General features: G+C 61.5%; 15 protein-coding genes. 6 read left to right on the plus strand and 9 right to left on the minus strand.

Annotation, left to right across the window (positions count from 1 at the left end):
• Positions 1–204: 204 nt before the first annotated feature.
• The 4 genes from A6U87_RS14875 to A6U87_RS14890 all read right to left on the minus strand — a co-directional run bounded on the left by A6U87_RS14875 (position 205) and on the right by A6U87_RS14890 (position 6358).
• Positions 205–2286 (minus strand): NAD(P)-binding protein, encoded by a 2082-nt coding sequence (locus A6U87_RS14875; RefSeq protein WP_065692016.1) that lies wholly within the window; start codon positions 2284–2286, stop codon positions 205–207.
• A gap of 224 nt (positions 2287–2510) precedes the next feature.
• The gene (locus tag A6U87_RS14880) at positions 2511–3995 is read right to left on the minus strand and encodes an aldehyde dehydrogenase (RefSeq protein ID WP_065692017.1); all 1485 of its coding nucleotides are present in this window, start codon (positions 3993–3995) and stop codon (positions 2511–2513) included.
• Entirely contained in the window at positions 3992–4954 is a 963-nt protein-coding gene (locus tag A6U87_RS14885) for a LysR family transcriptional regulator (protein ID WP_065692018.1), read from the minus strand. Before A6U87_RS14885 ends, A6U87_RS14880 begins: the two co-directional genes overlap by 4 nt.
• A gap of 150 nt (positions 4955–5104) precedes the next feature.
• Complete coding sequence (locus tag A6U87_RS14890; RefSeq protein WP_065692019.1) at positions 5105–6358, minus strand: NAD(P)/FAD-dependent oxidoreductase; 1254 nt, start codon at positions 6356–6358, stop codon at positions 5105–5107.
• Between the two features lie 383 nt (positions 6359–6741).
• Between A6U87_RS14890 and A6U87_RS29320 the strand changes: the two genes are divergently transcribed.
• The 6 genes from A6U87_RS29320 (at position 6742) to A6U87_RS14920 (ending at position 13620) form a co-directional block, all read left to right on the plus strand.
• Entirely contained in the window at positions 6742–7125 is a 384-nt protein-coding gene (locus A6U87_RS29320; RefSeq protein WP_065692020.1) for a cupin domain-containing protein, read from the plus strand.
• Entirely contained in the window at positions 7125–8525 is a 1401-nt protein-coding gene (locus A6U87_RS14900; RefSeq protein WP_065692021.1) for an aspartate ammonia-lyase, read from the plus strand. The genes A6U87_RS29320 and A6U87_RS14900 overlap by 1 nt, the downstream gene beginning before the upstream one ends.
• A 63-nt stretch (positions 8526–8588) precedes the next feature.
• The gene (locus A6U87_RS14905; protein WP_065692022.1) at positions 8589–9338 is read left to right on the plus strand and encodes an electron transfer flavoprotein subunit beta/FixA family protein; all 750 of its coding nucleotides are present in this window, start codon (positions 8589–8591) and stop codon (positions 9336–9338) included.
• Between the two features lie 21 nt (positions 9339–9359).
• Positions 9360–10301 carry an electron transfer flavoprotein subunit alpha/FixB family protein gene (locus tag A6U87_RS14910; protein WP_065692023.1) on the plus strand — a complete coding sequence of 314 codons (942 nt, stop codon included), beginning with the start codon at positions 9360–9362 and terminating at the stop codon, positions 10299–10301.
• A gap of 154 nt (positions 10302–10455) precedes the next feature.
• Positions 10456–12084: an electron transfer flavoprotein-ubiquinone oxidoreductase gene (locus A6U87_RS14915; RefSeq protein ID WP_065692235.1), complete on the plus strand. Its 1629-nt coding sequence runs from the start codon at positions 10456–10458 to the stop codon at positions 12082–12084.
• A gap of 366 nt (positions 12085–12450) precedes the next feature.
• Entirely contained in the window at positions 12451–13620 is a 1170-nt protein-coding gene (locus tag A6U87_RS14920; RefSeq protein WP_141683955.1) for a serine hydrolase, read from the plus strand.
• Between the two features lie 180 nt (positions 13621–13800).
• On the opposite strand, the gene atzF is transcribed toward A6U87_RS14920, so the two are convergent.
• Genes atzF through A6U87_RS14945 form a run of 5 tightly spaced genes read right to left on the minus strand, consistent with a single transcriptional unit; the run spans position 13801 to position 18934 of the window.
• Positions 13801–15633, minus strand: coding sequence for an allophanate hydrolase (gene atzF / locus A6U87_RS14925; RefSeq protein ID WP_065692024.1), 1833 nt, complete (start codon positions 15631–15633; stop codon positions 13801–13803).
• A 9-nt stretch (positions 15634–15642) separates the two neighbouring features.
• Complete coding sequence (locus A6U87_RS14930; protein ID WP_065692025.1) at positions 15643–16278, minus strand: isochorismatase family protein; 636 nt, start codon at positions 16276–16278, stop codon at positions 15643–15645.
• Positions 16271–16957, minus strand: coding sequence for a cysteine hydrolase family protein (locus tag A6U87_RS14935; RefSeq protein ID WP_065692026.1), 687 nt, complete (start codon positions 16955–16957; stop codon positions 16271–16273). Before A6U87_RS14935 ends, A6U87_RS14930 begins: the two co-directional genes overlap by 8 nt.
• Positions 16954–18102, minus strand: a complete 1149-nt coding sequence (locus tag A6U87_RS14940) for an ABC transporter ATP-binding protein (protein WP_065692027.1) — start codon at positions 18100–18102, stop codon at positions 16954–16956. Before A6U87_RS14940 ends, A6U87_RS14935 begins: the two co-directional genes overlap by 4 nt.
• Before the next feature lie 10 nt (positions 18103–18112).
• Positions 18113–18934 (minus strand): carbohydrate ABC transporter permease, encoded by an 822-nt coding sequence (locus A6U87_RS14945; RefSeq protein ID WP_065692028.1) that lies wholly within the window; start codon positions 18932–18934, stop codon positions 18113–18115.
• Positions 18935–18936: the final 2 nt, after the last annotated feature.

Raw genomic sequence — 18936 nt, forward strand, 5'->3', positions numbered from 1 at the left:
TGCAGGAAAAGTATCGTTGCGCGGCGCGAGGGGTAAGTCGTTTTTGCCAACGCCCCGCTTCGGAAAAAACTTCGTAGGTTCTTGCGCTTGGGCGCTTGCCTCGCGGCTCGCGAAGTGGCGCCTCGAGTTCTTCGTAGACTGCTTCTCATCGAGTGGCCGACACCCAGCGTGCGGGTGTCGGCATGATCGATCAATCCTGGCGCCTCACGCCGGCTCCAGCTGCGTGACTTCGCGGCGGAACGGGAGGTCATCGCCGATATCTGGTGTGTCGAGTTCACGGGCATAGCGGTGACCGGCATAGGTGGCCCATGCGATCGGGGCGGGTGCCGCGGCATCGCCGATGATCTTCACGCTCTTGATGCCGGCATCGGCCCAATCACCCTGCCGGGCAATCAGGTCGTTGAAGAGCTGATCCTCGGACGTCCGTGACGCAACCATGAGAACCGCGTTGCAGCCGATCGCGCTTCGCTTGCCGGTATAGACGCAGTTGGTCTCGACTTCTCCAGCTCGAATCGCCGTCACGCCGCGGTTGAGGCGTATATCGACGCCGAGATCGTCAAGGCGCACATGGATTGCACCCTGCTCGAGCGTGTTTCGCGTCCAGTCGGACACATAGGCCGACGACGTCACGAGGATGACCTTGGCGCCGGCCTTGGTCATGACCTCGGCCATGACGCCACCCATGTAATAGTGGTCGTCGTCATAGACGACGATCGTCTTTCCGGACAGGTTTTCGGGATGCACCTTGGCCATGATGTCGTCGGGTGTCCACACGGTCATGGAAGGATCGATCGGCATCGGCACGACGTGCTGGCGCGCAACGCCGTCACGGCGCCAGTGACAACCGGTTGCGATCGCGACATGTTCGAACCCGAAGCCGAGCACGTCCTCTGCCGTCAACCGGCTGTCGAAGTAGGTCTCGACATTGGTGCGCTGGCTGATCTGATACTGGCGATAGTCGACGACGCGCCCCCAGGCGGAAAGACCAGGCAACAAGCGCTCACGCGCAACGCGTCCGCCAAGCGTGGTCGTGGCTTCCGCCAGCGTCACGTCGTAGCCCCGGACGGACAGGGCGCGTGTCGCTTCGAGGCCGGCCGGACCGGCGCCCACAACGAGCACGGTGCTGCTGTCACCCTTGGCGTTCATGCGCTCCGGGTGCCAGCCCTTACGCCATTCTTCCATGAAGGTCGGGTTCTGCGTGCAGCGGCTGATCGACATGGTCATGTCGCCGGTGATGCAGATGTTGCATCCGATGCATTCGCGAATGTCTTCGATGCGCCCTTCCTCGATCTTCTTCGGCAGGAACGGATCAGCGATCGATGGGCGAGCGCAGCCGATGAAGTCGAGAACACCCTGGCGCACCATGCGCGCCATCACATCGGGAGACGTGAAGCGACCGACGCCGACAACCGGTTTCGAGGACAGCTCGCGGATCCCCTTGACCAGAATCTCCTGCGCGCCTTCTTCCTTGAAGCGGGAAGGCCCGGAACAGTCTTCCCAGGTTCCCTGCGCAAGATCCCACAGATCCGGCAGGTTCGCATTCATCTCGACGAACTCCCGGACCTCGGCATTGGAGAACCCGAGCTCGCCGATCGTCTCGTCCAGGCTCACGCGCATGGTGATAGCGGTGGTGTCGCCAACCGCTTCCTTAATGTCCTCGACGACTTCGCGGGCAAAGCGCGAACGGTTCTCGAGGCTTCCGCCATACTCATCGGTGCGCTGGTTGGTCGCGCGCGACAGGAAGTGCTGGAAGATCCCGAAGCCGTGCGCGCCGTAGAGACAGATCAGATCGAAACCGGCGATCTTCGACCGCTTGGCGGCGTTGACGAACCAGCGTCTTAGATTCTTGATATCCTGCTTGTCCAATGCGCGCGCCTGCACCGGATCGTTGGTGAAGGTGCGGATCGGCAGGGCGGAAGGTGCCAGCGGAACCTCCTTGGTGTAGAAATTGGGGCCGTTGATGCCGGAGTAGGCGAGCTGGATGCCGGCAAGCGCCCCGTGGACCTTCATGGCGTCGGACATGCGCCGAAGGCCAGGGATGTCCTTGTCTTCCCACAGGCGAAGTTCGATGAAGGGCGTGATCTCCGAGGTGTGGTGCATCTCGGTCTGCTCGGTGAAGATGACACCCCACCCGCCTTCCGACTTGATCCCGCGCATGGCCGCGACCGCCGACGGGTCGCGATAGCCGCCGCCGTTGCAATGGGGCACCTGGTAGAAACGGTTCTTCGCAGTGTGTGGACCTATCCGGACGGGTTCGAAGAGAATGTCGTACTTGTTATCGCGCATGGTGTTCCTCACTGCTTGTCGCCGTGCATTGGATTTGTTGAGAGCCGGGCTGTAAATGACGCGTTCTGGAAGCGTGGATTAGGCTGAGCCTAATCAAAATGGCGTTTAGACGAAGCGGCCCCTGCATGCCGCCGATGGCGCCACTCAGAGATGCTTTCGCGCTGGTCGATCTTCGCCCGCGGCAGTCCAACCGGGCGCCGGGGCGCCCGGTTCAACGTGAATACCTAGTACTTGACCCAGACGGTCTTCAGCGCCGAATACTTGTCGAAGCTATGGATCGACAGATCTCGGCCAAAGCCGGACTGCTTCATGCCGCCGAAGGGCGTCATTGCCGACAGGGCATCGACGGTGTTGACGGAAACCGTTCCGGCATGGAGCCGATCGGAAACCGACAAGGCCCGCGACAGATCTTTCGTCCAGACCGAAGCTGCGAGGCCGTACTCGCTGTCGTTGGCGATCCGAACCGCGTCCGCTTCATCATCGAACGGCGTGATGGCGAGCAGCGGACCAAACACCTCTTCCCGCGCGATGCGGGCATCCGGCGGCACGTTGTTGAAGATCGTCGGCTGGATATAGCAATCCGATCCATTGCGCGTTTCCCGCTCGCCGCCGTGGGCGAGCCGTGCCTCGGAGCGGCCGATGTCGATGTAGCCAGCGACGCGATCGGCATGGGCCTTTTCGACAAGCGGTCCCATGCGGGTTGCAAGATCAAGCGGGTCGCCGAGCGGCCATGCGGCGGTGGCCGCGATCAGCCTCTCTGTGAATTCCTCCTGCACCGACCGATGGACGAGGAGACGGGAATTGGCCGAGCAGACCTCGCCCGAATTGAACAGGATGCCGAAAGCGGCCATTTCCGCCGCCCTCTCGATGTCGGCATCGGCAAACACCAGGTTTGGCGACTTGCCGCCGGTTTCCGGCCACACCTGTTTCATGTTGCTCTGACCGGAATAGGTCATGAAAAGCTTGCCGACCTTGGTGGAGCCGGTAAAGACAAGCGCATCGACGTCGGGATGAAGACCGAGTGCACGACCGGCATCCTCGCCAAAGCCCGGAACGACGTTGAGAACCCCATCCGGAAGGCCCGCCTCCGATGCCAGCTCGGCAAGCATCAGCGCGGAAAGCGGGGATTGTTCGGCGGGCTTCAGGACCACCGAGTTGCCGGTGGCAAGAGCGGGCGCAAGCTTCCAGGTCGCCATGTCGAGCGGAAAGTTCCACGGGACGACGGCGCCGATGACGCCGAGCGGCACGCGGCGGATCATGGCAAGGTCGCCGCGACCCGTGGGAGCGATCTCGTCATAGAGCTTGTCGATCGCTTCGGCGTGCCACTGGAAGAAGTGGGCGGATCCCGGCGCGTCGATGGTCGAGCTGTCGCCGATCGGCTTGCCCATGTCCAGCGTGTCGAGAAGGGCAAGTTCCGGTATGTTTTCACGAATGAGCGCCGCCAGGCGCAGCAGCACTTCCTTGCGCTCGGCGGGCGATTTTCCGGACCACCGACCATCGTTGAACGCCCGGCGCGCCGAGGCCACGGCGGCATCGATATCATCAGCGGTGCCGCGAGCAACCGCTGTGAGCACTTGCGCATTGGCGGGGTTCACCGTATCGAACCGGCCACCCTTGGCGGCATCGCGAAAGGCGCCATCGATGAAAAGGCCGTTGCGGAATTTCAGGCCAGCGGCGCGAGCGCGCCAGTCAGCTGTCGAAGTGGTCATGGACTGCCTTTCTCTTCGTCTAGTCGAGCGTTCGGAATTGGGAGCTGCATGCCGCTCATGGTTCGGAGCTGTTCACTGCAGAAATCGATGAAACGCCGCACCACGAGCGGCGAGCTCAGGCCACGCATGGCCAATATCCCCATGCGCATGGGGCGCAGCCCGCCGGCCAGCGGGACGAAAGCCAGCTTGTCTCCGCTCAGAGCGTGTGACGAAACGGGCCGGATATTGGCAATGGAATAGCCAAAGTGGTTGGCTACCATCGCTCGCATCACCGACATGTCGCGTGTGCGTTCGATAATGCGCGGCGCCAGGTCGGCGTCGCGAAACAGCGACAGGAAATAGGCGGAGCTATGGGGCAGGTCCAGGAGGATCATCGGCTGTGGCGCGAGTTCGCGCACATCGAGTTCAGTCCGCGACGCGAGCGGGTGGTCTTCCGGCAGGACGGCGTAGGGTGGGAGCACCGCGAGCTCGTGAAACTCCATGTCTGCTGGAACGTCCAGGTCGTAGCTCAGCGCAATGTCAAAGCGCGCCATGCGCAGCCCTTCGATGATCAGGGCGTGATCGCGCTCATACTGGAAGAACTCGACATCGGGATAAGTGTCGGCGAAGGCGCGACGCAGCGGCGGAATGACGGTCTGTGCGAATGTCACGAGGCATGCGACGTGAAGCGGACCTCTAACCTGTCCGGTCAGCTCGTTCGACAAGGCGTTGAGCTTGTTGGCTTCGGATAGAATCTGGCGTGCCTGCGCGACGAAGCTGTGGCCAGCCTGCGTCAGCGAAAGGCCATGCGCGTGGCGGCGAACGAAGAGCGTGATGCCGAACTCTCTCTCGAGCTGGGAGATAGCGGCGGAGATCGACGGCGCCGAAACGTTTACCCGTTCTGCAGCTTCCGTAACCGAGCCAAACTCGCCAACCGCGACGAGATATTCCAGCTGCCTAATCGTGAATCGCAAGATCATGTCATTATTCCTGTTACCCTCTCCATCAGGATACAGAGAGGGTCCTTGGAACGAAACGCCCGTGGCCCTGATCCCCAAGATAAAGCCGCGCCCGGGTTCTGCCCGGGCCAGGCCAAGACGATTGGCGATAAGCCAGGCAGGCGACGCCTCCTAGCGCAACCGGACGCGCTGTTCCGGCTCCTCGCGATCGGCGATCTGCTCAGCCAGATAGGCTGCGTCGTGCCAGACGCCCCAGATAAAGGACGATGCGCGGCGGGAAAGCCATGGGAGGCCGAGGAAGAACAGGCCGGGCACTCTGGAAACGCCGCGTTCGTGCACGGGGCGCCCCTTGGCGTCGAATGCGTCGAGGTGGAGCCACTTGAAATCGAACGAATAGCCGGTCGCCCAGACGATCGAAGTGATGCCGTTCTTTTTCAGATCAAGCGAAAGGATCGGATCGCTCACACAGGCGGGGTCCTTGGAAAGGGCGCGCGCGTTCGGCTCTTCCGGAAGATCGAGCCCGTGTTTCCGCGCATATTCGTCGGCTTGATCGAGCAGGTCGAGATAGTTCCTGTCGCCCAGCGTGATGTTGTCCTTGAGGTCGCCAGCGAACTGCAGCGTGCCGTTGATATAGGACTTGGCCATGCCGAGCAGTGTCATGCCGCGCTCGGCAAGCTGGCGGAAATCGACCGTTTTGCCACCGTCGGCGCCGCTGACCGCGATCGTGACGTGCTCCGTATTCGGGGCGGGGACCTTGAGATCCCAGATGCCGAGGACGCCGAGCCACCACACGAAGTCCTTGCCGCGGTAGCGCCGGGGCGGGCGATGATGAGGACCAACCGAAAGATAGACGCGCCGTCCCGAGCGCATCAGTTCCTCGGCGATCTGCGTTCCGGAAGATCCGGCGCCAACGACAAGCACCGCGCCCTCGGGAAGCTGGTCGGGGTTGCGATAGGCATGGGAATGGATCTGCTCGATCCCCTCCGTCTGCGGAACGATGGCAGGAAATACCGGCACCTGGAACGGCCCGGTTGCCGCAACGATATTGTTTGCCTCGTAAATGCCATCGGAGGTTTCGACCCGGAAACGCGGACCTTCTGAATTCCGCTTCACGGCCTTGACCTCCACACCACAGCGGATCGGCGCCGAGATCTGTTTGGCGTAGTCGACAAAGTAATCGGCGACGCGCTCTTTCGGTGCGAACGCATCGTCTCCGACATCCGAAAACGTCATCCCGGGAAACCGATCGTGCCATGCGGGACCGTTGGCAACCAGCGAGTCCCAGCGTGCGGTACGCCAGTTCTCGGCAATGCGATTGCGCTCCAGGACGACATGAGAGACGCCTTGCTTGCCGAGATGTTCGCTCATCGCAACTCCCGCTTGGCCGGCGCCAACCACAAGCGTATCCACTGTTTCAATCGACATACGGGTCCCTCTCAGGTTGTGCTCGAATTCAGGCCTTGGGGCCAACGTGTATGAATCGATAACGGAAAGGTGGGGCTGCCGACATAAGTGTTTGGTTCAGCGTTGATTAGGAAAATCCCCACATCGACCCCAGCGGGTAATTGGCGAGGAATGGAGCCCCTGATGTCGAAAGGCGGGTTTTATCCGTCGTCACGATGATTAGGCCCGGCCTAATTGCCGACGAAGAAAACTATTGTTTCTTTGGCATCTCGATCCCGACAGATTGCCCTGCGGTCCGGCAAGGCATTGCCAGGGTGGTCGTCAAGCGCGTGCCGCAAGAGATGACGTCCCCACACGCTGATGCCACGGATCACGCTGGATACACGCGGAGGGAGAGACCTGCGATGCACTCATATATAACCCAAGCTCAGCAGACGGAGTTGGCTGATTGGGGAGCACCTGAAGATATCGGCGCCGAGACCGTGTCAGGCCCTATCCAGTGCTCCGGCAGCATCGACCTTGGCTCGACCGAAGGTCCTGTGTTCGGCGGGCTATATGCCGCAACGCGCGGGGTTTATCGCGTCGTCTACCCATTCCACGAGCATGCGACGGTGATGCAGGGTGAGGTCGAACTGACTGATGAACGGACCGGCGTCAGCAATCTCTACAGGCAGGGAGACAGCTGGCTTATCAAGAAGGGAACGCCCGTTCGCTGGACCATCAAGAGCGACAGGGTTCTGAAGAGCTATCTGGCCACCACCGCCGGGCTGGAGGGTGATCGCAATTGATGACCGTTGCCCAACGCAGTGAGCATGATTTCCTCGGCGACATGACGCTTCCTGTCGACGCCCTCTATGGCATCCAGACAGCCCGTGCGGTCGAGAACTTTCCGATTACCGATGTCCGGCTTCGGGATTTCCCCGAACTCGTCGTCGCGCTGGCAATGGTCAAGAAGGCCTGCGCGCTCGCCAACATGGACTCAGGCGTACTTTCAACCCGCGCCCACGATGCGATCGTGGCGGCCTGTGACAGCATCATTGCCGGCCAGCATCACGAGCACTTCGTTGTCGACATGATCCAGGGCGGCGCCGGGACCTCCACCAACATGAACGCGAACGAGGTCATCGCAAACCTCGCGCTGATCAAACTCGGTCACAAGCCCGGCGAATACACCCACCTTCATCCTAACGATCAGGTGAACCTCTCGCAGTCCACCAATGATGTTTATCCCACAGCGATGCGGCTCGCGGTCGTCAGCCAATGCGGAAATCTCGTCGGCGCGCTGGATCGGCTTCGCCAGAGTTTCGCCTGCAAGGCGGTGGAGTTCGCCCCTATCGGCAAAGTCGGCCGTACCCAGCTGCAGGACGCCGTGCCGATGACGCTCGGCATGGAGTTCGGAGGGTTTGCCGCGACAGTCGAGGAGGATATCGACCGCATCAACCAGCTGAGCGAACTGCTCAAGGAGGTCAATCTCGGCGCCACTGCCATCGGTACGGGCATCAATTCGCCGGCCGGCTACGGTCAAAGGGCGATCGCCCATCTGTGCCAAGTGTCCGGTTACAGCTTGGTCAAGGCCAAGGACCTGATTGAGGCAACCTCGGATGTCGGCGCCTTCGTGACCTTCTCCGGCGTCCTCAAGCGGATCGCCGTGAAGCTCTCCAAGATATGCAACGATCTGCGGCTTCTCAGCAGCGGACCGCGGGCCGGCATCGGGGAGATACGTCTCCCGGCAGTTCAGCCGGGATCCTCGATCATGCCTGGAAAGGTCAATCCTGTTATCCCCGAGATGGTCAACCAGGTCGCCTATCAGGTCATAGGAAATGACCTCACTGTGACATTTGCCGCCGAAGCCGGCCAGCTTCAGTTGAATGCTATGGAACCGGTGATCATTCTTAATGTCCTCCAGTCCATTCGCATTCTGAGCCGGGCTATCAATGTTCTGGCAGAGCGCTGCGTTGATGGCATTGAAGCCGATGCTGAGCGATGCGCCGACCACGTCAACAACAGCCTTGTCGTGGTCACCGCGCTTGCCCCGCTGATCGGCTATGAAGGGGCGTCTCGCATCGCGGCTACCGCCATGAAAAGCGGCGGTACGGTTGCAGACGCCATTGTCGCGCTTGGCCTGATGCCACCTGCCGATTTCCAGCGGCTGGTCAAGAATGCATGGACCTTCGAGGCCGCGGAATGACTGGCCATGCGGACGAATTTCAGCCGACCTGTTTGAACCAGATCTCGCCGAGAGGAAGATGAATTGAAAGTACTCGTACCCGTAAAACGCGTCGTTGATTACAACGTGAAGATCCGCGTGAAGGCCGATGGCACAGGCGTTGAGCTCGCGAACGTCAAGATGTCGATGAACCCGTTCGACGAGATCTCTGTGGAAGAGGCGCTGCGGCTGAAGGAAGCCGGCAAGGCCGAGGAAGTGGTGGTTGTGTCGATCGGTCCCGCGAAGGCAGAAGAGACGCTGCGCACCGCACTCGCCATGGGCGCCGACCGCGCCATCCTGGTCGAGACCGACGATGCCGTCGAACCGCTGGCGGTTGCCAAGATCCTCAAGGGTGTCGCTGACGCCGAGCAGCCGGGTCTTGTGATCGTCGGCAAGCAGGCGATCGATGACGACTCGAACCAGACCGGCCAGATGCTAGCAGCCCTTCTCGGCTCCGCCCAGGCCACCTTCGCCTCGAAGATCGAGATTGGGGACGGCAAGGCGCAGGTGACCCGCGAAGTCGATGGCGGCTTGCAGACGATCGAGATCAAGCTTCCAGCCGTCGTCACCACCGATCTGCGCCTCAACGAGCCGCGCTATGCCTCGCTGCCGAACATCATGAAGGCGAAGAAGAAGCCGCTCGACAAGAAGAGCCCGGCTGATTTCGGCGTCTCCACCGCTCCGCGGCTGAAGGTGCTGAAGACCGAGGAGCCGTCCGGCCGCAAGGCAGGCGTCAAGGTCAAGTCGGTCGCCGAGCTCGTCGAGAAGCTCAAGTCCGAAGCCGGCGTCCTCTAAGGTTCGAAAGGAAACATCACCATGGCCATTCTTCTCCTGGCTGACCACGACAATGCCAGCCTTTCCGACCAGACCGCCAAGGCACTGACGGCCGCTTCCAAGATCGCCAAGGAAAAGGGAAGCGATGTCACCGTTCTCGTCGCCGGCAAGGGCGTCAAAGCGGCCGCCGATGCCGCCGCCAAACTGTCAGGCGTCTCCAAGGTGCTGCTCGCCGAAAGCGACGAGCTTGCCAACAATCTGGCCGAGCCGCTGGCCGATCTGATCGTCTCGCTGGCTGCCGGCTACGATACGATCATCGCCGCCGCCACCTCGACCGGCAAGAATGTGCTGCCGCGCGTCGCAGCCCTTCTCGACGTCGCGCAGATCTCGGAGATCATCGAGGTCGTCTCCGCCGACACCTTCAAGCGTCCGATCTATGCCGGCAATGCCATCCAGACGGTGCAGTCGACCGATGCCAAAAAGGTGATCACCGTGCGTACGGCGTCCTTCGCCGCAGCAGCCGACGGCGGCTCCGCTTCCGTCGAGGCGATCCCGGCCGTTTCCGATCCGGGTCTCTCCACCTTCGTCAAGGACGCGCTATCTGCCTCCGACCGTCCGGAACTGACCTCTGCCAAGATCATCATCTCCGGCGGCCGTGCGCTCGGCTCGGCCGAGAAGTTCCAGGAGGTCATCCTGCCGGTGGCCGACAAGCTCGGTGCTGCCGTCGGCGCAAGCCGTGCCGCCGTCGATGCCGGCTATGCCCCGAACGACTGGCAGGTTGGCCAGACCGGCAAGGTGGTTGCTCCCGATCTCTACATCGCCTGCGGCATCTCCGGTGCGATCCAGCATCTTGCCGGCATGAAGGATTCGAAGGTCATCGTCGCCATCAACAAGGACGAAGAGGCGCCGATCTTCCAGGTTGCCGACTACGGCCTCGTCGCCGATCTCTTCGACGTCCTGCCGGAATTGCAGAAGGCGCTATGATCGAAAGAGCGAGAAGTTCGTTTTTTTTCAAAGCGGCGATCCGTCGCCGCCTGGACGTTTTGTCGCTCGGGCCGTCGGATCCCGGGCTGGTACGCAACCTAACGAGAGGAAAGCATAGAAATTGAGCGCGCAGGAATTGCCCGAACGCGAAAGCATGGAATTCGACGTGGTGATCGTCGGCGGCGGTCCTGCGGGTCTGTCGGCTGCGATCCGGCTGAAGCAGCTCAATCCCGAGCTGTCCGTCGTCGTGCTGGAAAAGGGTGCCGAGGTCGGTGCCCATATCCTGTCGGGTGCCGTCGTCGATCCCATCGGCATCGACCGGCTGCTGCCGGATTGGCGGCAGGAGACGGATCATCCGTTCAAGACCGAGGTCAAGGACGACCACTTCCTGCTGCTCGGCCCGGCCGGCTCTGTGCGTCTGCCGAACATGCTGATGCCGCCGCTGATGAATAATCACGGCAATTACATCGTATCGCTTGGGCTTGTCTGTCGCTGGCTGGCGGGCCATGCGGAGGCGCTCGGCGTCGAGATCTATCCGGGCTTTGCCGCAACCGAAGTGCTCTACAACGACGAAGGCGCTGTCATCGGTGTCGCCACCGGCGACATGGGTATCGAGAAGAACGGCGAGCCCGGCCCGAACTACACCCGCGGCATGGCGCTGCTCGGCAAGTACGTTTTGATCGGCGAAGGCGTGCGTGGTTCGCTCACCAAGCAGCTCATCTCGAAATTCGAACTGTCCCGGGATCGTGAGCCCCAAAAATTCGGCATCGGCATCAAGGAACTCTGGCAGGTGAAGCCGGAGAACCACAAGCAGGGTCTCGTGCAGCATTCCTTCGGCTGGCCGCTCGGCATGAAGACCGGCGGCGGTTCCTTCCTCTATCACCTGGAAGACAACCTCGTGGCCGTCGGTTTCGTGGTGCACCTGAACTACAAGAACCCCTATCTCTATCCCTTCGAGGAATTCCAGCGCTTCAAGACGCATCCGTCGATCCGGGGCACCTTCGAGGGGGCCAAGCGCCTGTCCTACGGTGCGCGTGCGATCACCGAGGGCGGCTACCAGTCGGTGCCGAAGCTCTCCTTCCCTGGTGGCGCCCTGATCGGCTGCTCGGCCGGCTTCGTCAACGTCCCACGCATCAAGGGCAGCCACAATGCGGTGCTGTCGGGGATGATGGCGGCGGACCGGATCGCCGGCGCGATTGCCGCCGGCCGCGCCAATGACGAAGTGGTCGAGATCGAGAACGACTGGCGTTCGAGCGACATCGGCAAGGACCTCAAGAAGGTCCGCAACGTCAAGCCGCTGTGGTCGAAGTTCGGCACCGCAATCGGCGTGGCGCTCGGCGGCCTCGACATGTGGACCAACCAGCTGCTCGGCTTCTCCTTCTTCGGCACGCTGAAGCACGGCAAGACCGATGCCGCCTCGCTGGAGCCGGCTTCGAAGCACAAGCCGATCGCCTATCCGAAGCCTGACGGTGTCCTCACCTTCGACCGGCTCTCGTCGGTGTTCCTGTCGAACACCAACCACGAGGAAGACCAGCCGGTGCACCTGCAGGTAAAGGACATGGCGCTGCAGGTCTCGTCCGAGCACGACATCTATGCCGGTCCCTCGACCCGCTACTGTCCGGCCGGTGTCTACGAATGGGTGGAGAAGGACGGTGAGGAAACCTACGTCATCAACGCCCAGAACTGCGTCCACTGCAAGACCTGTGACATCAAGGACCCCAACCAGAACATCAACTGGGTGCCGCCGCAGGGCGGCGAGGGGCCGGTCTATCCGAACATGTGAGGCTGCGCGAATGAGCGAGACACAGGCTGATGGTTTGAGTATTCGGCCTGCTCGCCCCGACGAACTGTCGCGACTGGCCGACATCGAGATCGACGCGTTTGCGGCCCTTGCCGACGCGCTGGGCGTTGCAAGGGATGCCAACGCCCTGCCGCAGGGCGTGCTTTGTCGATCGAGAGACAGGTTTTCGGGTCACGGGCCTTTGAATCGGGATGGGCTAGCCGCAACATACTGCGCCGCATCTTCATGCCCGACCAACCATTTGGCCTAGCTGCAGTCAAGACAACTCCGTTGTAAGCTTCGCACGCTCAAATCGAATACGCGAATTCCAGAGGGCTCGCACGCTGTGGAAACGTGGAGGTCGGCGTCGTGATAGGGATAAGGCGAAGCTTTGTACGCGTGCTGGCGCTGACTGTCTGTGTCGCTCTGCTTACGAGTGCACCCGCCATCCAGGCGTTTCGCACTGACGATATGCACAGATCGCTCGAATTTCTAGCGATCAAGGCTCCGAACGGCGTTGGACAGACGCTCGATCTATACGAAGCCATGCAGGCATTACGGATACAAACCGCGAGCATAGCCTTGATTGACGGAGGCGAAATCGCCTGGACTGAGGCCATCGGATCGGAATGCGCCGAGCCTATCTACCAGGCCGCCAGTCTGTCGAAACTCGTCACCGCTGTCGTCGCTCTCAGGCTGGTAGACAAAGGCGTACTGTCGCTGGACGCACCTGTCGATGGCATCCTGAAACGATGGACGTCAGCTCGCCCGCCGATAACGGATGGGCTCCCGGTTACATTGAGGTTGCTGTTGAGCATGCGCGCGGGGATCAATGTCCCCAGCTTCCGTGGCTATGCCATCGGTTCTTCGCTCCCGACGCTGCCGCAGATTCTGGACGGCACCCCGCCCGCCAACTCACCACCGGTGGCTGTCGTCGCTCAGCCGGGCAATCAATACGCCTATTCGGGCGGTGGCTACGAGGTCGTCGAGGCTCTCATCGAGGATGCGACGAGACGTAGGTTCGCCGACGTCGCAGCGGAACAAGTCCTTAATCCTTTGGGCATGGCGAGCAGTACCTTCAGTTACCCCTTGCCTCCGGCACTCCTGCAATGCGTGGCGCGTGGCCATACGGCCAACGGACAGGAAATTTCAGGTGGCTGGCGTGTGACGCCAGAGCTTGCAGCGGCGGGTCTTTGGTCCACACCCTCCGATCTCGCAAAGCTGCTTATCGCGATCACTGATGTCTATCAGGCGCGCTCGCGCTTTCTCAACCCCGATACGGTCGAGGCGATGCTGGAGCGAGTGGGCGATGGACCCTATGGGCTCGGCGCCGCCGTCCACGGAGCTGGCGATGATGTCGTCCTCATGAAGCGTGGGCACAACGTCGGCTATCAGTCGTACCTCCTAATGTTTCCAGCACGCGGGCAAGGCATCGTTGTCATGACGGATTCCGATCGCGGATTCGTGCTGGCAAATGCCCTGGTTCGGCGTGCCGCCGAGGTCTACTCTTGGCCGGCCGTGGGAGCCTTGGCCAATTGATTCCAAGCTAGGTCCGATGCCGCAACGGCAACGCCTTCGCGAGGACTGAGATGCTGCTCCGTAATGAAGTAGGGGCGGCGGGCTGCAATGTGCCATTTCGTCGCCGGCCACCCATCGATCTGGCCTTAACTCCAGTACCTTGGCGAGGCGTGCAAGGCGTCTCGCTTCCGATATTCACGATCAGGCGCTGAGGCTTGAGACGTAGCTGCGCCAACCGCCATAGGCGGTGATATCAGGCTGGCTTTGCGTCGCCGCTGTCTCGCACAGGAAGCCAGTCACCGTTGAACCATCGGCGAGCGACAGCTTGCCGACGCCGAGTGGCGCCGGAATACGACCGATGAAATCGCCGAAGCCGGCAACCGGCAGCGCCCATACCTCGACGGCGATTGGCCCGCCGTCATAGGCGACACGGACTAGGCCGGGTTTGGGCGGCTCGGTCCCGTCGAGCGCAAACAGGCGATAGTCGCTCGTGGTCTCTGCGGCTCGGCGGAAGAAGCCACCGCGCTCCTTGAGTTCACGGTTGAGCGGCATTCCTGAAAGATGTGCCCCGACGACGGCGATTTCGCGATAGTCCTCAGCGAGTGCCGTTTCGATAGCCTCGGGATAGGGGTTGTCGAACTTGGCGAGGTTGAGGCCGGTCGCCTTGTGGAAGGCGGCCGCGATGCCTGCGGCGCGCGCCTCTTCAAAGGCTGGCGCAAGGAAGGTCACGCCGAGCGGCAGGCCGTCGTTGCGGAAGCCATTGGGCACGGCAATGCCGCAGAGCCCCATCAGATTGACGAAGTTGGTGTAGATTCCAAGGTTGCTGTTGAGCTGGATCGGGTTCGCCGCAATTTCATCCTTCGTGTAGATCGTCGGTGTCGTCGGCACCATGAGGACGGAAATGTCATCCCAGGCCGCGCGAGTGTCACGCTTCAGTTCAGCGATGCGGTGGATCGCCGCAAAGGTATCGAGCGCCGAGAAATTTCCGGACCGCGACAGGATTTCCCGGGTGACCGGGTGAATGGCTTCGCCGTACTTGGCAAGCACGCTGTCAAGGCTGAGTGCGCGCTCGGAAATCCATGGACCTTCATAGAGAATACGCTGGGTCTCGTCGAAGGGCGTGAAGTCGACCTCGACCTTCTCGCCACCCATGGCCGTCAGACGGGCGATCGCCTCGTTGAAGAGACGTTCGGCTTCAGTATCGCCAAAGAACCGCAACGCCGCTCCCGCCGGTACGCCGAAGCGAAACTGCGGGGGCACGGCGACAGGGATGAGCGGGACCGCATCTGCATCAGGCTTGGAGAAGGGGTAGGAAGGATCGTAGCCGGCGATGAGGTCAAGGACCTTCATCCCGTCTTCGACCGTCAGCGAAAAGATCGAGAGCGTCTCGATGGTCTTGACGCAACCGCCGCCGGAAACGCAAGCGTTGCTGATAAGGCCCGGCGTTGGCTTGATGCCGACAATATTGTTGAAGCCCGCCGGAACCCGGCCGGAACCAGCCGCATCGTTGGCGATAGAGAAACTGCTCAGACCGGCTGCGACCGACACACCGGAACCGGAGCTCGAGCCGCCGGAGATAAAGCGGTCGTCGAATACGGACGAGCACGCACCATAGGGCGAGCGCATGCCGACGAGGCCAATGCCGAATTGGTCCATGTTCGTCTTGCCTATCAACAACGCGCCGGCGTCGAAGATTCGGTCGAGCGCCTGGCCACTGGAGGTCGCGATATAGGCGCCTTCCTTCAGTGCGTTTGTCGTCGGAAGACCGACAATGTCGTTGCAGTCCTTCACCGAGAAAGGAATGCCCCAGAGCGCGCGACCATCATAGCCCTGCGCTTCAAGCTCTTTTGCCGCGGCGAGCGCGGTTTCGCGGGAGACGAGATAGATCCAGACATGGTCGTCGCCACGGGCTGCGATGCGGTCGTAGATCGCGTTGATCACACGGGTTGGCGTCAGGGCGCCGCTGGCATATGCCTTCGTCAGCGTCGCGAGATCGAGACTGCCGGTGGCGTCGGTCCAAGGCATTTCGGACATGGTATGCTCCTAGAGATTCTTGAGGGCCGAATGGATGTCGGCGGAATTGGCTACGGTGCCGAACAGGCCGTTGCCGAACGTGGTGATACGAAGCTGGGCGCTGTGGCGTTGCGAAGACGTGCCTTTGCAGGCATCGGCAACCGCCATGCATTCAAAACCCATGTCGTTGGCCGCGCGCTGGGTGGCGTGCACCAAACCTTCGGTCGGAAACCCGGTGAGCAGAAGATTGCGTACCCCGCGCCTGCGCAGTTCCTCTTCAAGACCGGTGCTGAAGAACGCATTGTCGCCGGAAATATCGACGATGATGGCGTCGGTTGGGAGCGGCAAGCGCTCATCGAAGCGCCATTCGGCGCTGCCGCGCTTGGGAATGGTATCCCCAAGTGCACGCCGCCTGGCAGCAAGCGGGCTCTCCTGCGGACCGTAACCGCGTCGAACGGCAACAATGGTGATGCCAAGTGTGGAGGCGGTATTCAGCAATTCAGATGCCGCGGCCAGTTCTGTCTCGGCGGCAAGCTCTGCGACCGGCGCCCGCTGGAAACCCAGCAAAAGTAAAGCCGTATCGCCCGCCGACCAGCGTCCGTCGAAGGGCCAGGCATAAGGTTGTGACGTGATCGGTGTGAAAAGGCTGATCGTGGCTTCAGTCATCGGCCAACTCCATCATGTCATGGAACGCCACGCGGTTGGAAACGCCGCCCCAGCGACCGCCATAGGCCTTCAGGATTTCCAGCGTGGCGTCGTGGTTCGGCGTCTCGACGGCGGCCGTGCAGTCTTCCAGCAAGACGCATTCGATGCCGTGTTCGTAGCCGTCACGGATGGTCGACTGCACGCAGCAATCTGACGTGACGCCGGTGACGACCAGCCGTGTAATTCCGCGCCTTTCCAGCTCTTCGGCAAGTTCAGTGCGATGGAATGACGACTTTCCCGGTTTGTCGAGTACCAATTCGCCAGGCAGCGGTGCAAGCTCTGGAATGATCTGCCAACCGGGCTCGCCGTGGACGAGAATGCGGCCGTTCTTGCCGCGGTCTCCAATACCGAGGCCATGAACCCGGGTGCGCCACTGCTTGTTGGCATGAAGGTCGGAGAGATCCGCGACATGTCCTTCCCGCGTGTGGACGATGGTGATCCCGGCGGATCGAGCGGTTTCCAGCGCCTCGCGGATAGGCTCGATCACCGAGCGCGTGTTCGAGACATCTTCGCCAAGCTGGTCGACCCAGCCGCCAGGTTCGCAGAAATCCACCTGCATGTCGATGATGACAAGCGCAATCTGCGCCTTCAGGACCGGACCGCCGAGCGGCCAGAAATCCACGACCTCCGAAGGTTTCATAGCGCGCCTCCGGTGTGTGCATCGAAGAAGAGAATGAGGGCAGGATCCAGGGTAAAGCTGACCGCATCGTCGCGGGAAATGCGGTGGCTGCTGTCGACGACGGCCTTCAGCTTGGGTGCCGTCTTCATCAGATCGCGCTCGTCTTCCACCATATTGGCGTGGCCAATCGCGATACCGTGCCCGTCCATGTGGAGGAGGAGCGTCGCGCCGAGATCTTCGACGAAGCTGGCTCGCGCCGAGATCGTCCCCGTCGCACCTGCTTCTGCCGCGATTTTCAGATGTTCGGGCCGGATGCCGAGGATGACGGTCTTGCCGATCCTTGACGACAGGCACTCACCGGAGGCACCGAGCGGCAGCAGAAAATCACCACAGGACACCGCCGCCGCGTTCTCGTGCGAAACCACTGCCGCCTGAATGAAGTTGATCGGCGGCGAGCCGATAAAGCTCGCCACGAACATGTTGGCGGGGTTGTCGTAGAGTCGCCGGGGCGTGTCGAGTTGCTGCAACGTACCCTTGTTCATGACGGCGACGCGGTGGCCCATCGTCATGGCCTCGACCTGGTCATGCGTGACATAGACGGTGGTAACAGCTGTCATGCGCTGGAGGCGAGCGATTTCCGCGCGCATCTGGCCGCGAAGGCGGGCGTCGAGGTTCGAAAGCGGCTCGTCCATAAGGAAGGCATTTGGTGAGCGCACGAGCGCGCGGCCCATGGCCACACGCTGGCGCTGTCCTCCGGAAAGCCGGGCGGGCTTGCGGTCCATGAACTCGGTCAGTTCGAGAAGTTGCGCTGTCTCGCCCACTTTCTGGGAAATGACATCGGATTTGACGCCCCGCACCTTGAGACCGAAAGCGATGTTTTCCGCAACCGTCAGATGCGGATAGAGCGCGTAGGACTGGAAGACCATCGCGATGTCCCGGTCGCGCGGGGCGAGATCGTTGGCGACTGCATTGTTGATCTTAAGCGTGCCGCCGGAAATATCCTCGAGTCCCGCGATCATGCGCAGGGCCGTGGTCTTGCCGCAGCCCGATGGCCCGACGAGCACCAGGAACTCACCGTCATTGATATCAAGGTTGAAGTCGACCAAGGCGGCGGCCTTGCCGCCCGGATAGGTCTTCGAAACGTTCTCGAACGAAATTTGGGCCATGCTGTCAGTCCTACTGTACGCCGTTAGTCGCGCCCTGAACGAAATAGCGGTTCATGAACAGCGCCATCAGGACAATCGGGATTGTTGAAAAGTGAGCGAGAGCGCCGAGCGTGCCCCAGGTGATGTCCTTGGTGCCATAGGCGGTCAGGAGGGCGACCGAGATCGGCTTTGAATCGAGCGTGGTCAGGAACATGGCGTGCAGGAAGTCATTCCACGAGAACATCATGCAGAATAGGGCGCAGGCAATGATGCCGGAGCGCACAGCGGGCACGGCGACCTTGAGGAAAGACCCCATCTGCGTGCAGCCGTCGGTCAGTGCCGCTTCTTCCATGTCGGGCGGCAACGCCTTGAAATAGGAGAACATCATCCAGGTCACGAATGCGCAGTTGAGCATCGTGTTGAACACGATGACCGCCCACCACGTGCCGAGGAGCCCGATATCGCGCATCAAGAGATAGAAGGGGATCAGCGCGGCGACCGCGGGGATCATGCGGATCGCCAGAAAGAAATAGGCAAAACCGGCGGAGAAGCGTGACTTCGAGCGCGCGAGAGCATAGCCGGCGGGCACACCGAGAACGAGTGACAGAAGCGTGGTGCCGATACTGATGATCAGTGACGAGCGGACCAATGAGACGACATCGAAAAGTGCGAAGGCCTGGCGGAACTGATCGAGGGTTGGCTCGAACGTCAAGCGCGGCGGAACCGAGAATATCTGGTTGGACGGTTTGTAGGCGGTCGAGATCAGCCAGCAGACCGGCAGGAGAAACAGGATCGTGGCGATGAGAACGGTCGTTCTTTCGGCAACGATGCGGCGTGTGGAGACCTTTGCCATCG

The organism is Rhizobium sp. AC44/96 (assembly GCF_001692185.1).
Lineage (GTDB): Bacteria > Pseudomonadota > Alphaproteobacteria > Rhizobiales > Rhizobiaceae > Rhizobium.

Bases quoted from the DNA above. Each gene is read 5' to 3' on its own strand.
- A6U87_RS29320 (WP_065692020.1), top strand. From the start codon at position 6,742: ATGCACTCATATATAACCCAAGCTCAGCAGACGGAGTTGGCTGATTGG.
- A6U87_RS14900 (WP_065692021.1), top strand. From the start codon at position 7,125: ATGACCGTTGCCCAACGCAGTGAGCATGATTTCCTCGGCGACATGACG.
- A6U87_RS14875 (WP_065692016.1), bottom strand. From the start codon at position 2,286: ATGCGCGATAACAAGTACGACATTCTCTTCGAACCCGTCCGGATAGGT.
- A6U87_RS14890 (WP_065692019.1), bottom strand. From the start codon at position 6,358: ATGTCGATTGAAACAGTGGATACGCTTGTGGTTGGCGCCGGCCAAGCG.
- atzF (WP_065692024.1), bottom strand. From the start codon at position 15,633: ATGTCCGAAATGCCTTGGACCGACGCCACCGGCAGTCTCGATCTCGCG.
- A6U87_RS14935 (WP_065692026.1), bottom strand. From the start codon at position 16,957: ATGAAACCTTCGGAGGTCGTGGATTTCTGGCCGCTCGGCGGTCCGGTC.
- A6U87_RS14885 (WP_065692018.1), bottom strand. From the start codon at position 4,954: ATGATCTTGCGATTCACGATTAGGCAGCTGGAATATCTCGTCGCGGTT.
- A6U87_RS14940 (WP_065692027.1), bottom strand. From the start codon at position 18,102: ATGGCCCAAATTTCGTTCGAGAACGTTTCGAAGACCTATCCGGGCGGC.
- A6U87_RS14910 (WP_065692023.1), top strand. From the start codon at position 9,360: ATGGCCATTCTTCTCCTGGCTGACCACGACAATGCCAGCCTTTCCGAC.
- A6U87_RS14930 (WP_065692025.1), bottom strand. From the start codon at position 16,278: ATGACTGAAGCCACGATCAGCCTTTTCACACCGATCACGTCACAACCT.
- A6U87_RS14880 (WP_065692017.1), bottom strand. From the start codon at position 3,995: ATGACCACTTCGACAGCTGACTGGCGCGCTCGCGCCGCTGGCCTGAAA.
- A6U87_RS14915 (WP_065692235.1), top strand. From the start codon at position 10,456: ATGGAATTCGACGTGGTGATCGTCGGCGGCGGTCCTGCGGGTCTGTCG.
- A6U87_RS14945 (WP_065692028.1), bottom strand. From the start codon at position 18,934: ATGGCAAAGGTCTCCACACGCCGCATCGTTGCCGAAAGAACGACCGTT.